This window comes from Mycobacterium sp., assembly GCF_032159565.1.
Lineage (GTDB): Bacteria > Actinomycetota > Actinomycetes > Mycobacteriales > Mycobacteriaceae > Mycobacterium.
In genome coordinates, this window is the sequence record NZ_JAVHWR010000033.1 from 1 (window position 1) to 12,677 (window position 12,677).

The following is a 12,677-nucleotide window of genomic DNA, read 5'->3' on the forward strand; positions in this document are numbered from 1 at the left end:
AGGCCACCTGCTCGTCATGGTTGGCGGCGACGACGAGGTCGTCGAGCGCTGCCGACCGGTCTTCTCGACCTACGCCGACCCGATCATCCATCTGGGTCCGCTGGGCAGCGGACAGGTCACCAAGATCCTGAACAATGTGCTGTTCACCGCTAATCTGGGCGGCGCGATCAGCACACTTGAACTGGGCGAATCCCTTGGCCTCGAACGCAATCGGCTGTGCGAGGTGCTCAGCAGCGGGTCGGCCACCAGCAAGGCGCTCGGCAGCATCTCCGCGTTCGGGGGCAGGCTGGACGGGCTTGCGCCGATCGCCGGGGCTTTGCTGCAGAAGGACGTCCGGCACGCCGCCAGCCTTGCTGACGCCGCGCACTCAGCGCAGGGCGCCGTCTTCGAGGCGGCCGATGCGGCTCTGAACGCGATGAAACAGCCGCGATGACACGCGTCGGCTTCGTCGGCACGGGGCGCATGGGCGCACCGATGGTGCGCCGTCTGGTCGACGCCGGACACGAGGTCCGCGCCTTGGGACGCACACCCGAGAAACGCGTGATGATCCAGGATTTGGGGGCGCACGCGGTCATCGATGCCGCCGCAGTCGCAGACGGTGCCGACGCCGTCGTCGTCTGCGTGTTCGCCGATGATCAGGTGCGGCAGATCTGTCTGGAAAAAGATCTGGTCGCCGCCATGTCGCCCGACGCCGTCCTCGTCATTCACACCACGGGCAGCCCGCGCACCGCTCAGATGATCGCCACCCGCGGCATCGACGTGGTCGATGCTCCCGTCAGCGGAGGCCCTCACGACATCGAAGCGGGACGGGTGACGCTGTTCGTCGGCGGCGATGACGAAGCGGTGACGCGTGCGCGACCATTGCTGAGTGCCTACGGTGACCCGGTCCTGCACGTCGGCCGCACGGGTGCGGGTCAGCTGGTGAAGCTGATCAACAACGCGCTGTTCGCCGCGCAGATCGGGCTGGTTGCCGAGGGCGTGCGGCTGGGCAGCCTGCTCGGCATCGCCGAACCGGCACTGCTGGACGCGCTGACGCACGGCAGCGCCGACAGCCGTGCACTGGGCTTGATCAGCAGAGCCGGATCGACCGCGGCCTTTACCGAGACCGTCGGCGACTTCATCGACAAGGACGTCGCGGTGGTCCGCGAGACGGTCGCCGATCTGGGTGGCGACCTCGGTGCGCTGAACCGCGTGGTCGACGTCGTGCTCAACAAATGAGACACATTTCCCGAATGTCTCATTCTCTTTTGCGGAAACGCCGTTACCGTTAGGGTTACAAGTCGTTACAAGTCGACTGCGTCTCGTAACGCTCCCCGGCCGATCAGCCCGCCGCGAAAGAGGAGAAATGACCAAGCCCAAATTGGTGTTCAACCCGGTTTCGCAGGACTTTTTCGACAATCCCTACGAGATCTACCGGCGGATGCGCGACGAGGCACCGATCTACTACGACGAGGAAGAGGACTTCTACGCGCTGACGCAACATGCCGACGTGGCCGCCGCGTTCAAGCACCACGAGGGGTTCTCCTCCGCGCGTGGCTGCGACCTGGGAATGGTGCGCTCCGGCGAGGTACCACAGAAGTCGATCATCTTCATGGACCCACCCGACCACAGGCACATGCGCAGCCTGCTGAACAAGGCGTTCACTCCACGGGCCATTCAGGCTCAGCGCGAGACCGTCACCGAACTGATCGAGCACTATCTCGGCAAGGCCGACCCGGACAACTTCGACGTGGTGCAGGACTTCTCCGGTCCCTTCCCGGTCGAGGTCATCACCCGCATGGCCGGCGTGCCCGAAGAATTCCGTCAGCAGGTTCGGCACTGGATCGACACCAGTTTGCACCGCGAGCCGGGTCAGATCGACTGGAGTGAAGAGAACCAGAAGGCCAACATCGACTCGGGGATGTATTACTACGGCCTGGTGCTGGAACGGCGCGAAAATCCGCAGGACGATATGATCAGCCGCCTCATCGCCGCCGAGATTCCCGGCGAGGACGGCCAGATGCGCAAGCTCGACGACATCGAGATCACCGGATTCACGACGCTGTTGGGTGGCGCGGGCGCCGAAACCGTCACCAAACTGCTCGGCAGCGCGGTCGTCGAGTTCGCCCGGCACCCGGAGCAATGGCAGTTGCTGTTGGACGATCGCACCAGGATTCCCGACGCCGTCGAGGAGCTGCTGCGGTACGTCGGGCCGGTGCAGTACAACGTGCGCTACAGCGTGCAGGACGTGGAATTGCCAAGCGGGACAGTCGCGGCCCACAAGCCGGTGTTCCTCATGGGGGCGTCCGCCAATCGCGATCCCCGCGCCTTTGACGACGCCGAGACGTTCGACATCACGCGAGACCGGCTGCAAGCACAGAACCTCGGACTGGGCTACGGAATTCACAGCTGCCTCGGCGCGGCGCTGGCGCGCATGGAAACCGCAATCGCGCTGGACCGCCTTCTCGATTTCATGCCGCGATTCGAAGTGGACTTCGACGGCTTGGAGCGGGTCAGCATGCAGAACGTGGCGGGCTACCATCGCGTACCGGTGAAAGTTCTGAAATGACCCAGAAGGTCAAAGTCGACTTCGGCTTGTGCGAGAGCAACGGCATCTGCATGGGCATCATCCCGGAGGTCTTCGACCTCGACGAGCAGGACTATCTGCACATCATGCAGGACGAGGTGACCTCGGAGAACGAGGACCAGATCCGCGAAGCGGTCCGGCAGTGCCCGCGGCAGGCCATCTCCATCCGCGACGAGTGAAGCCGAACTGGATGCGATTCGTGTTGGTGCACGGCGGGTTTCACGCCGCCTGGTGCTGGGACCACACGATCGCCGAACTGCGGCGGCTCGGCCACGACGGTGTGGCCGTCGACCTGCCGGGCCACGGCGGCCTCGTCGATGAGGAGTCGACGCTGCGCAACCGCCGGGCGGCCATCGTCGCCGCCGTTGAACCGGGTGACGTCCTCGTCGGACATTCCGGCGGCGGCTTCGACGCCACCCTGGCCGCCGATGCCGTGCCCGAGCGGGTCCGCCACATCGTCTACCTCGCCGCCGCGTTGCCGCGGGAGGGGCGCACGTATCCCGAGGCGATGGCGATGCGTGACTCCGACGATGATCCGGGCGATGACTTCGACGCTGATGTCGGAGAGATGCTGGGCTACTTGAAATTCGACGATGACGGCGCTATGACGTTCGCGGATTTCGACGGCGCGTGGAAGTACTTCTACCACGACTGCGACGAAGCGACCGCCCGCTGGGCGTTCGACCGGCTGGGCCCGGAGAGATTCGGCGACACCACTGTCACGCCGGTGTCGGTACCGAATTTCTGGGCGGCCGACCTGCCGCGCAGCTTCATCCGGTGTCTGCAGGATCGATCGATGCCGCGGTGGCTGGCCGACACCGTCACGCGCAGGCTCGGCGTCGAGCAGTTGACCATCGACGCGTCGCACTCGCCGTTCCTCAGCCGGCCGCGGGAGCTGGCCGAGTTACTGGTGCACGCGACGAGCACCAAGCCGACGGGCCCGCTGATTCCGAACTGACGCTTCAGCCGAGGCCGTGAATAATGGCCCCGTTGCAGTCGGCCGCTGCCTGCCGCAGCTTCGCGGCCTCCTGGTAGGCGTCGGAGTTGTACCACTCGCGGGCCGCATCGGCCGATTCGAACTCGAGCAGGACGGTCTGGGTGCCGTGCCATTCGCCCTCGAGCGTCTCAGCCTTCGTGTCGAACGCCAGTAGCGTCGCACCGGACATTGCCTTGCTGGCGAGCTTGGCGTACTTGCCCATCCCGGCAGGATCCTTGACATCCTCGGTGATGACCACATAACCCTTCGGCACTGAAATTCCTCGGCTTTCAATCGGTTTCGACGATGGCTTGCTCGGGACAGTTGACGATGGCCTCTTTCGCCGAGTCTTCGAGGGCCTCGGGCACCTCTTCAGGATCGGCGACGGCGTAACCGTCGTCGGTCATGCTGAACACCTCCGGGCACAGCGTCAGGCACATGCCGTGGCCGCGGCACCTGTCCTCGTCGACCGTCACCTTCACGTGGCGTCTCCGGTGAGGTCGAACTCGAGATGCAGTTCGGTCAGGCCACGAAGGATGTACGTCGGAATGTATTGATAGCGGCGGCTTCCGGCGGCGCCGTGGTGCGCCTCGCTGATCCGGATGTCGGTGGTCCGATCCAACAACCGTTCCAATCCGACGCGCGTTTCCGCGCGGGCCAGCGGTGCGCCGGGGCAGCTGTGGATGCCCCGGCCGAAAGCCAGGTGCTGGCGCGCGTTCTTCCGCTCGGGATCGAAGTTGTCGGGGTCCTCGAACCGGCGCGGGTCGCGGTTGGCCGCCCCGTTGACCACCATCACGGTGCAGCCGGCCGCGAGGGCTTCATCGCCGACGGTCGTCGGCACGCGCGACAGCCGGAAGTCGCCCTTGACCGGGCTCTCGATGCGCAGGCACTCCTCGATGAAGTTCGAAAGGAGGCTGCGGTCGTCGCGCAACCTGCGCTGAATGTCGGGCCGGTCCCCCATCACCTTCAACGCGGTGGACAGCAGCCGCACCGTGGTTTCCTGCCCGGCCGAGAAGACGTTGGTCGCCACCCGCACGACGTCGCCCACCTCGGGCATCGTTCCGTCGGGGAACGTGGCGGTCGCCAAACCGGTCAGCACGTCGTCACGCGGCTCGCGACGACGGTCCTCGACATAGGTAGCGAAGACCTCGTAGAGGTACTCCAACGGGGTCTTGTTCAACGTCTTGTCCGCGTTGCCCAACCCGCTGCCATGGGTGCCGCGCGCCAGCCGCTCGAGAAGCTCGGGGCGGTCCTGCTCGGGCACGCCGAGCAGGTCGGCGATGACGCGCAGGGTGAACGGGGCCGCGAAACCCTTGATGAACTCACCCTCACCCGGAGCGAGGAAGTCGTCGAGGATGTCATCGGCGAGCTGCCACATCGCGTCCTCGTTCTCCTTGAGGCGCTTGGGTGTGATCAGTCGCATCAGCAGTGCACGGTGGTTGGTGTGAGTCGGAGGGTCCAGCGTCGGCAGCTGATCGCTGAACGGGATCTCGTCGCGGTGCTTCACGATCAGCTCGGTGACATCGTCCCCCTCGAGCGGAACCGGAAAGCCCGGGAACGGACCGGTCACCGAAACGCAGGACGAGAATGTTTCCGCGTCGTTGTAGACGTCGACGGCCTCCTGCCAGCCCGTCACCATCGTGACGCCGTAGTGGTCCTCGCGGCTGACGGGGCACTTGTCGCGAAGTGCCTGGTAAAACGTGTATGGATCGTCCGTCAGACGGCCGTCCCGGAAGAAGTCGACCGAGGTGAGGTCCTCCGACATTGCTACTCCATGATCTCGGCTGAAGAGAACGTGATTCTCATCTATGGGTATTAGATTTCCATAGTGCCCCGCCGCCGTCAACGAGGGGGTCGGGCTACTGAATGGGTTCGTCACCCAGGACGGTTGTGCGCAGCATCTCCCGGGGAGAGTCGGGGTCGTACGGCGAAGCGCGATGCAGGACGCCGCGGTTGTCCCAGATGACGGTGTCGCCGACCGACCACGTGTGGGCGTACACCCTGTCGGCGACCGTGGCGCGGTCGAGCAGATCCGCCAACAGTGCCGTGCCTTCGTCGCGGTCCATGCCGACGACGTAGTCCGCCGACGCGCCAAGAACCATGGACTTGCGCCCGCTGCGGTGCGTCCACACCAGCGGATGCTCATGGGTGCGGCGAGACCGCCACTTCGCCAGCACCTCCGGCGCCGGGTCGGGGGTGACTCGGCGCTGGGAGGCCTCCAGCGAATGCACGACCCGCGTTGACTCGAAGCGTTGCTTATCGCCGTCGCTCAGCGCGTCGTAGGCGGCGTACGAGTTGGCGAACTCGGTCTCGCCGCCGGAGTCGGCGACCTGCTTCGCCGACAGCACGGTGGCCATCTGCGGGAACGTGTCCTCGATCGGGGTGCAGCCGTCGATGTGCCAGTCGAAGGTGCCGCGCAGGTAGTCGGCCGATGCGTTCTTCCTCTTGTCGAGCGTGACCGGGTAGATGCCCGCAACGGGATGATGACCGTCGGCGGAGTGATCGATCTCGCCGAGCCGACGGCAGAACGCCACCTGCGCTTCGGGTCCGAGGCCGAGGCCCGGAAACACCAGTACGCCGTTATCCTCGAGCGCCTCGAGAACCGCTGCACCGAGCGCGTCGTCGCGTGCGAGCCGGTCGGCGTCGACGTCAAGAACCTCGGCGCCGACGGAGTCGGTGAGCTTGTTGATCGTCAGCAGGCTCATGGCACCGGCTCTCCTATTCGATTGATGACGGCGTCGGCGGAGTCGGTCGGCTTCTGCTGGCCGAACACCTCGATGGCCATCGACACCATGATCATCGAGTAGACGAGGTGCAGCAGATTCAGCGCGTCGTCGGGCAGATCGTCGAGCGGGAACTTGTCGCAGTACTCGATCGCCTCTTCGAATCGCGGCGAGAAGGCATCGTAGAACGCGTGGATGTCCGGCATCGGCGTGGTCAGCCGCGCATTCCAGCGCTCCGGTTCGGTTGCCAGGCACCACTTCTCGGCGAACGCCTCGAATTCGGCGAAGGCACTGGGCAGTCGCGGTTCGGACATGGTCACACCCCGACCGGGCGACGCTCGTTGCGGTAGTCCTCGACCCAGTCGACGGCCACCTTGTGCAGGTGGCGGACCAGGATCTCCTGGTCGTTGAGCGGAAAGTCATCGACGACGTCGTACTCGAGTGCCGCCTGTGTTCCGCCGAGCATGCCGGCGTCCTGCAATGCGAACTCCTTGAGCACCACCGAGGCAACCTCGTGCTCGATACGCTCCCGCACTGTGCGCGCGGGGTGGAATGCGTTGTACGCCTCGAATTTGTGGGTGTTGTGCGACGTCGGCCAGTAGCGGTAGAGCAGGTACCACCCGTGGTAGATGAGGATCTCCAAATTGGGGAAGATCTGGAAGTTGGTGATGCCCCACGGATCGATGTTGCCGGGATTCAGCCCGGCCGACTGGTGCGTCTCCGGTGTCCGCCACGGCCCCACCAGGCCACTGCGTGTCGCCCGTTCCACCGGGTACATGTACTCGGGTGCGAGCAGCCAGCGCCGGGTTCCGGCCGTGGACACCAACCGGTGCGGACCGTCGATCTGGAAGTGCCCGCACTCGAAGGTGGCGTTGGGTTGCCGCACCTCGCTCGGCACCTGCTGGGAATGCAGGGACGGCACGTGGTAGTACTCCTGGAATGCGTCTGCGAAGATCTTCCAGTTGCTGTTGTTGTGGGCGACGAAATCGTAACGCTCGGTCATCTTTTCGAACGGGTAGTCGTCGAGGGCGGTGATCATCGGGCCGAGGAACTCACGCAGGCTCTGCCGTGGTTCCGGGTCGAGGTTGATGAAGACGAACCCATTCCACACGTCGCAGTGCACCGGGCTCAACCCGTACTGCTTGTCGTCGAGGTCGAAGAACTCACCGGGCTGCTGCACGAAGGTCAGCACGCCCTCGAGGTCGTAGCGCCAGCCGTGGTACTTGCAGGTGAACTGCCGACAGGCGCCCCTGACCTCTTCGTTGGGAAAGTCGTTCCACACCAATTTGTTTCCACGGTGGCGGCATATGTTGTAGAAGGCGCGGATCTGTTGGTCCTTGCCCTTCACCACAATGACCGACGTCTTGGCGACGTCGATCTCCTTGGTGAAGTAGCTGCCGACGCGGGGCAACTCCTCGACGCGCCCGACGTTGAGCCAGGCGCGTTTGAAGATAGCCTCCCGCTCGAGTTCGTAGAACTGCGGCGAGGTTGAGTCCCTGAACGAGATCGGTCCGGTGCCCAATTCCGGGTAGTGCTCCGTCCAGCTGCCCTCCGCCGGTTTAGGCCACTTCGCCATGCGAACCTCCTCGTCTTGTCACAGCACCTGCCCCCCGTTGACGCCCAATACCTGGCCGGTGATGAAGCCAGCCTGCTCGGAGCACAGAAATCCGACCGCGGCGGCGATGTCGTCGCCGGTGCCGAGGTGGCCGACCGGAATGCCCGCAGCCATCTGCTCATTCGAGGGCAAATGGCCCGCGGCCTGTCCCTGGTGCTGCATCGGCGTCTCGATGCCCGATGGGGGAACGTTGTTGACTGTGATGCCCACCGAACCATATTCGCGGGCAAGCGATTTCGTCAGCGACAGCAGCGCGCCCTTGCTGGCCGCATAGTGCGCCATCTTCGGCGAGCCCCGCTGAGCGCTCGACGACGAGATCATCACGATGCGGCCCCAGCCGGCCTCCACCATGTCGGGCACCGCAACCTGGCAACAGTGAAAGGTCCCGGTCAAGTTGACCGCGATCAAACGCTCCCAGTTTTCGATGGTGATTTCCGTGAACGGCGCGAAGTCCACCGCACCCGCGCTGGTGACCAGAATCTGCACAGGGCCGAGCTCGGTACGAACCTTGGCGAACGCCTCCTCGACCGTGGCCCGGTCACTGACATCGGCGGCGACGGCAAGCGCCGTCACACCGTCGGCGCGCAGATTCTGCGAAACCCGTTGTGCGGCGTGAGCGTCGACATCTAGCACGGCGACCTTGTGGCCACGCCTTCCGAGCTCATGGCAGGTGGCCTCGCCCATGCCCGAAGCGCCGCCGGTCACCACCGCAACGCGGCTCACACTGCTAGAAGTCATAGGTCACCCGCACGCACGGGCTGGTCGGCAGGGCCTGGCAGGTGAGCACGTATCCCTCGTCCACCTCGTCGTCCTCGAGTGCGTCGTTGTTCACCATTTGGGCGCTGCCCTCGGTGATGCGAGCCATACACGTTCCGCAGGAGCCGGTTTCACACGAGTACGGCGCCTGCAGCCCGGCCGAGCGCGCCGTCTGCAGCAGCGTGTCACCCGTGCGGTAGTTCGCCGTTGTGGTGCGACTGTCCAGTTCGATGACAATCTCGTCGGTCGCGGCGACGGCGACGTCGGTCCCGTTGTCCTTGCTCATCAATGCCAACATTATCAAGTACTTGTCATTATTATCAACTACTTGCTACTCAGGCCCGATGTGATCGGTGTGCAGCTTGTGGCCGGTGCCCTGTTCGATCACGCGCCCGAGCAGCTCACGCAACGTTTCCTGCTCGTCGCTGCTCAGCACGCCGAACACCTGCGCGTGCGCGGCGATGGCGTCACTGACCACCGCCTCCGCCACTTTTCGACCCTGGTCGGTCAGGAAGGCCTGCAGTATCCGCCCGTGTTGCGGGTCCTGCTTCCGCTCGACCAGCCCGCGTCGCTCGAGTTCCTTGAGAGCCAGTTGCACGCCCTGCGGGCTGATCAGCAGCCGGCGCGCCAGATCGGCACCGGACAGTCCGGGCTCGGTGGCCAGTTGGCGGAGCATGCCGATCTGCGCGGTGCTGACGCCGTGTTCGCTCACCGCGTCGTTCACGGTCGTCAACGAGAAGTACCACGCCTGTTTCAGCAGCCAGAGAATATTGTCGGTCTGTTCCATGTCCACTGCACTCCTCTCGGCGAGTGCCGAACTCATTGCTTGAAGACCACACCGTTTTTCATCACGAACGACACGTCGAGCGTGGTGGCGATGTCGCGTGACGGGTCACCCGGCACGGCGATGATGTCGGCGAGGTATCCCGGCGCCAGCCTGCCGAGCTCCTCGTCGGCCTCGATCAGCTCCGCGCTGACGATCGTGGCGGCCCGCAGCGCCTGCATCGGCGTCATGCCCCTGTCCACCAAGGCGCAGAGCTCTTTTGCGTTCTGCCCGTGCGGGATTGCGGGCGCGTCGGTTCCGCATGCGATGCGCACACCAGCGGCGATCGCCTTCGGCAGCATCGCCTGGGCCCGCGGGAAGACCTCCTCGGCCTTCTTGCGCAGTTCGGGCGCGATGCGGTCGACGGCCATCGCCTCGGTGAGATAGGTGGTCGAGACGAGGAACGTGTCGTGGTCGACCATCATCTGGATGGTTTCGTCGCTGGCCAAAAAGCCGTGCTCGATGCAGTCGATGCCGGCCCGGATACACGCCCGGATGGCGCTATCCCCCACCGCATGCGCTGCGACCCGGACACCCGCGCGGTGTGCCTCGTCGGCGATCGCGGCGAACTCGTCGTCGGAGTACTGCTGCGCGCCAGGCGCGGTGCTGTGCGACATCACCCCGCCCGATGCCGAGACCTTGATCAGCTTGGCGCCGTGACGAATCTGGTAACGCACACAGGCGCGCACATCGTCGACACCGTTGGCGATGCCTTCGGCGACGGACAGCGGCATGATGCCGGGCGCGAGTCGCTGAAACACCGTCGGGTCGAGGTGGCCGCCGTAGGGCGTGACGGCGTGACCGGCAGGATAGATGCGCGGCCCGACGTGCCACCCCGCCTCGATCGCGCGCTGCAAGGCGACGTCGAGCAGATAGCCGCCCGTCTTGACCATCAGTCCTAGGTTGCGGACAGTGGTGAACCCGGCCTCCAGTGTGGTTTTGGCATTCACCGCGCCGCGCAGCGTTCGGTACGCGGGGTCGTCCTGCACTCCGTGCATGGGACTGGGCAGGCCGTCCGGACCGCCGGGCCCCCCGATGAGCAGGTTGAGCTCCATGTCCATCAGACCCGGCACCAGGGTGACGTCACCGAGGTCGATCTCGGTCGAATCGGCGGGCAGTTCGGCGGGATTCACCGCCTGGACCCGTTCGCCGTCGATCACGACCACCGCAGGAGAGCGCACCTCGCCTGCCTCGACGTCGGCCCAGCGCTCGGCGCGCAGGACGGTCTTCTGCGTCATGGCACGGGTTCGGAAAGGCAATCCAGCGCGGCCGCACCGGAGTCGGGCACCCGCGGCTGCTTCCAGCACTCGACGGGGAACGACACCATGATCATCGAGTACAGCAGGTGCATCAGGTTGAGGACGTCGTCAGGCAGATCGTCGAGCGGAAACTTGTCGCAGAAGGAGATCGCCTCCTCCGCACGCGGCGTGATGGCGTCGTAGAACGCCTGCATCTCGGCCATCGAGGTGGCCAGCCGCTTGGCATACCGCTCCGCCTCGGACGCCAGGCACCAGTCGGAAAACCTTTCCAGATCGGCGAATTCGGCCGGCAGCATCGCGGTCACGGCCATCACACGCCCGCCGTCTTGTTGTGGTAGTCATCGACCCACGCTGCGGTCTCCTGGTGCAGGTGGCGGATGAGCACCTCCTGGTCGCAGAGCAAGAACCGGTCCACGACCTGGGATTCCACCATCGTCTGGGTCGCCTCCAGCGTGTTGGCGTCCTGCAGGCCGTACTCCTTGAACGACACCGCGGCCAGTTCCTGGGCGATGCGTTCCCTCGGCGTGCGGGGCGCCGGAAAATACAGCGTGCCTTCGAAGATGTGCGTGTTATGCGAGGTCGGCCAGTAGTGATAGGTCAAATACCAGCCCTGACCCCAGATCAGGATCACGAAGTTCGGGAACAGCTGAAACGAATCGAGGCCCCAGGGATCACATTTCGCCGGGTTGAGCCCGACGGGCATCTCGCCCAGATCGGGTGAGTCCCATGGTCCGAACAAGCCACTCTGGCAGATGTCCTCCATCGGCTTGCGCATCTCGGAATCCATCTCCCACGCCCGCACACCCGATGTGCTGACCAACCGGTGCGGGCCGTCGATGCGGTAGTGCGGTGCCTCGAAACCCGCCTCCGCGGCCGCCTTCGAGTACTTCGCGGGCGACTGGTTCGCGTGTAATACGGGCGCGTGATAGAACTCCTGGAACGCGTCCATGTAGAGCTTCCAGTTCGCCTTGACCTCGGAGCGGTAGAACCAGCGCGACGTCATTCGATCGAACGGATAGCCCTCCAGCCCGGTGACCATCGGCCCGAGGAAGTCGCGCAGGTTCTGCTCGGGGTCGGGCGCGAAGTTGACGAAGATGAAGCCTTCCCACACATCGCAGTGCACAGGGACCAACCCGTAGCGGCTCTTGTCGAGGTCGAAGAACTCACCTTCCTGCTGGACGAACTTCAGGTTGCCATCGAGGTCGTACCGCCAGGCGTGGTATTTGCAGGTGAACTGCTTGCAGAAGCCGCTGGTCTCCTCGAGTGGCATGTCGTTCCACACCAGCTTGTTGCCACGGTGCCTGCAGATGTTGTGGAACGCCTTCACCTCGCCGGCGCTGTTGCGCACCACGATGATCGAGGTGTTGACAACCTTGAGCTCTTTGGTGAAGTAACTCCCCTTGCGCGGAAGTTGTTCTACCCGACCGACATTCAGCCATGCCCGCTTGAACACTGCCTTGCGCTCTGCCTCGTAGAACTCGGGGCTGATCGAGTCCTCGTAGGACACCGGCTCGGTTCCCAGTTGCGGATAGTGCTGCGTCCAACTGCCTTCTGCCGGTTTGGGGAATCGCGCCATTGCCTACTCCATTCTGCGGATGGCTGACGGCCCGACGGTATATGCTTCCGCCCACAATCGCAAGTAGTTGATATTGCTCTTACTTCAGGCGGGGAGCATCCGCAAGCCGTGTCGCAGGACGCCTGGACCTAAGCGGCGTCTCGTTGGGCGATGGCGATGCCGATCCTGACTTCGGTCTCGGCTATTTCGATGTTCGGCATTGCGAGCAGTGCCGGGGCCGTTGATGTGTAGCGGGCGCCCGCCGGTGTCTGGAATTCCGCTGTGTGCACACCTGTCTCGTCGCTGCCCGCCGTCACTCGCCAGCCCGGTGACTCCTTGACGTAGTTGCAGTGTTCGCATTCGCCGAGCCCGTTCTCGGCGGTGGTGGGGCCGTCGCGGTGATG

16 protein-coding genes and 2 pseudogenes are annotated in these 12,677 nt (G+C 64.7%); 5 read left to right on the top strand and 13 right to left on the bottom strand.

Features of this window, described 5'->3' with window-relative positions; all coding sequences use genetic code 11:
- From QOC76_RS04300 to QOC76_RS04320, 5 genes are all read left to right on the top strand, one after another.
- Nucleotides 1-433: NAD-binding protein (locus QOC76_RS04300; protein WP_526354528.1), on the top strand; the 433-nt coding region annotated here is incomplete at its 5' end.
- Nucleotides 430-1,218 (top strand): NAD(P)-dependent oxidoreductase, encoded by a 789-nt coding sequence (locus QOC76_RS04305; protein ID WP_526354530.1) that lies wholly within the window; start codon nucleotides 430-432, stop codon nucleotides 1,216-1,218. The genes QOC76_RS04300 and QOC76_RS04305, both read left to right, overlap by 4 nt.
- 127 nt (nucleotides 1,219-1,345) lie before the next feature.
- Nucleotides 1,346-2,548 carry a cytochrome P450 gene (locus QOC76_RS04310; RefSeq protein WP_526354532.1) on the top strand — a complete coding sequence of 401 codons (1,203 nt, stop codon included), beginning with the start codon at nucleotides 1,346-1,348 and terminating at the stop codon, nucleotides 2,546-2,548.
- A complete protein-coding gene (locus QOC76_RS04315) occupies nucleotides 2,545-2,745 on the top strand; it encodes a ferredoxin (RefSeq protein ID WP_526354534.1) in 201 nt (66 codons plus the stop codon). The genes QOC76_RS04310 and QOC76_RS04315 overlap by 4 nt, the downstream gene beginning before the upstream one ends.
- Nucleotides 2,746-2,756: 11 nt before the next feature.
- Nucleotides 2,757-3,524, top strand: coding sequence for an alpha/beta fold hydrolase (locus QOC76_RS04320; RefSeq protein WP_526354536.1), 768 nt, complete (start codon nucleotides 2,757-2,759; stop codon nucleotides 3,522-3,524).
- A gap of 4 nt (nucleotides 3,525-3,528) precedes the next feature.
- On the opposite strand, the gene QOC76_RS04325 is transcribed toward QOC76_RS04320, so the two are convergent.
- From QOC76_RS04325 to QOC76_RS04385, 13 genes and pseudogenes are all read right to left on the bottom strand, one after another.
- The gene (locus QOC76_RS04325) at nucleotides 3,529-3,816 is read right to left on the bottom strand and encodes a DUF1330 domain-containing protein (protein ID WP_526354544.1); all 288 of its coding nucleotides are present in this window, start codon (nucleotides 3,814-3,816) and stop codon (nucleotides 3,529-3,531) included.
- A gap of 16 nt (nucleotides 3,817-3,832) precedes the next feature.
- Entirely contained in the window at nucleotides 3,833-4,024 is a 192-nt protein-coding gene (locus QOC76_RS04330; protein WP_526354559.1) for a ferredoxin, read from the bottom strand.
- Nucleotides 4,021-5,307, bottom strand: a complete 1,287-nt coding sequence (locus QOC76_RS04335) for a cytochrome P450 (protein WP_526354561.1) — start codon at nucleotides 5,305-5,307, stop codon at nucleotides 4,021-4,023. Before QOC76_RS04335 ends, QOC76_RS04330 begins: the two co-directional genes overlap by 4 nt.
- A gap of 94 nt (nucleotides 5,308-5,401) precedes the next feature.
- The gene (locus tag QOC76_RS04340; RefSeq protein WP_526354563.1) at nucleotides 5,402-6,247 is read right to left on the bottom strand and encodes a TauD/TfdA dioxygenase family protein; all 846 of its coding nucleotides are present in this window, start codon (nucleotides 6,245-6,247) and stop codon (nucleotides 5,402-5,404) included.
- Nucleotides 6,244-6,579 carry a hypothetical protein gene (locus tag QOC76_RS04345; protein ID WP_526354565.1) on the bottom strand — a complete coding sequence of 112 codons (336 nt, stop codon included), beginning with the start codon at nucleotides 6,577-6,579 and terminating at the stop codon, nucleotides 6,244-6,246. Before QOC76_RS04345 ends, QOC76_RS04340 begins: the two co-directional genes overlap by 4 nt.
- 2 nt (nucleotides 6,580-6,581) lie before the next feature.
- Complete coding sequence (locus tag QOC76_RS04350) at nucleotides 6,582-7,841, bottom strand: aromatic ring-hydroxylating oxygenase subunit alpha (RefSeq protein WP_526354567.1); 1,260 nt, start codon at nucleotides 7,839-7,841, stop codon at nucleotides 6,582-6,584.
- A gap of 18 nt (nucleotides 7,842-7,859) precedes the next feature.
- Nucleotides 7,860-8,603: an SDR family NAD(P)-dependent oxidoreductase gene (locus QOC76_RS04355; RefSeq protein WP_526354577.1), complete on the bottom strand. Its 744-nt coding sequence runs from the start codon at nucleotides 8,601-8,603 to the stop codon at nucleotides 7,860-7,862.
- Nucleotides 8,604-8,607: 4 nt separating this feature from the next.
- Nucleotides 8,608-8,904, bottom strand: a pseudogene (locus tag QOC76_RS04360) (2Fe-2S iron-sulfur cluster-binding protein); the annotation flags it as partial.
- Nucleotides 8,905-8,967: 63 nt separating this feature from the next.
- Complete coding sequence (locus tag QOC76_RS04365; protein ID WP_526354569.1) at nucleotides 8,968-9,423, bottom strand: MarR family winged helix-turn-helix transcriptional regulator; 456 nt, start codon at nucleotides 9,421-9,423, stop codon at nucleotides 8,968-8,970.
- Nucleotides 9,424-9,455: 32 nt separating this feature from the next.
- Entirely contained in the window at nucleotides 9,456-10,697 is a 1,242-nt protein-coding gene (locus QOC76_RS04370) for a metal-dependent hydrolase family protein (RefSeq protein ID WP_526354571.1), read from the bottom strand.
- Nucleotides 10,694-11,029, bottom strand: coding sequence for a hypothetical protein (locus QOC76_RS04375; RefSeq protein WP_526354573.1), 336 nt, complete (start codon nucleotides 11,027-11,029; stop codon nucleotides 10,694-10,696). The genes QOC76_RS04370 and QOC76_RS04375 overlap by 4 nt, the downstream gene beginning before the upstream one ends.
- Complete coding sequence (locus tag QOC76_RS04380; protein ID WP_526354575.1) at nucleotides 11,029-12,294, bottom strand: aromatic ring-hydroxylating oxygenase subunit alpha; 1,266 nt, start codon at nucleotides 12,292-12,294, stop codon at nucleotides 11,029-11,031. Before QOC76_RS04380 ends, QOC76_RS04375 begins: the two co-directional genes overlap by 1 nt.
- Nucleotides 12,295-12,422: 128 nt before the next feature.
- Nucleotides 12,423-12,677: pseudogene (locus tag QOC76_RS04385) on the bottom strand (HNH endonuclease); the annotation flags it as partial.

Bases quoted from the DNA above. Each gene is read 5' to 3' on its own strand.
- QOC76_RS04305 (WP_526354530.1), top strand. From the start codon at position 430: ATGACACGCGTCGGCTTCGTCGGCACGGGGCGCATGGGCGCACCGATG.
- QOC76_RS04310 (WP_526354532.1), top strand. From the start codon at position 1,346: ATGACCAAGCCCAAATTGGTGTTCAACCCGGTTTCGCAGGACTTTTTC.
- QOC76_RS04315 (WP_526354534.1), top strand. From the start codon at position 2,545: ATGACCCAGAAGGTCAAAGTCGACTTCGGCTTGTGCGAGAGCAACGGC.
- QOC76_RS04320 (WP_526354536.1), top strand. From the start codon at position 2,757: ATGCGATTCGTGTTGGTGCACGGCGGGTTTCACGCCGCCTGGTGCTGG.
- QOC76_RS04335 (WP_526354561.1), bottom strand. From the start codon at position 5,307: ATGTCGGAGGACCTCACCTCGGTCGACTTCTTCCGGGACGGCCGTCTG.
- QOC76_RS04340 (WP_526354563.1), bottom strand. From the start codon at position 6,247: ATGAGCCTGCTGACGATCAACAAGCTCACCGACTCCGTCGGCGCCGAG.
- QOC76_RS04345 (WP_526354565.1), bottom strand. From the start codon at position 6,579: ATGTCCGAACCGCGACTGCCCAGTGCCTTCGCCGAATTCGAGGCGTTC.
- QOC76_RS04350 (WP_526354567.1), bottom strand. From the start codon at position 7,841: ATGGCGAAGTGGCCTAAACCGGCGGAGGGCAGCTGGACGGAGCACTAC.
- QOC76_RS04365 (WP_526354569.1), bottom strand. From the start codon at position 9,423: ATGGAACAGACCGACAATATTCTCTGGCTGCTGAAACAGGCGTGGTAC.
- QOC76_RS04370 (WP_526354571.1), bottom strand. From the start codon at position 10,697: ATGACGCAGAAGACCGTCCTGCGCGCCGAGCGCTGGGCCGACGTCGAG.
- QOC76_RS04375 (WP_526354573.1), bottom strand. From the start codon at position 11,029: ATGGCCGTGACCGCGATGCTGCCGGCCGAATTCGCCGATCTGGAAAGG.
- QOC76_RS04380 (WP_526354575.1), bottom strand. From the start codon at position 12,294: ATGGCGCGATTCCCCAAACCGGCAGAAGGCAGTTGGACGCAGCACTAT.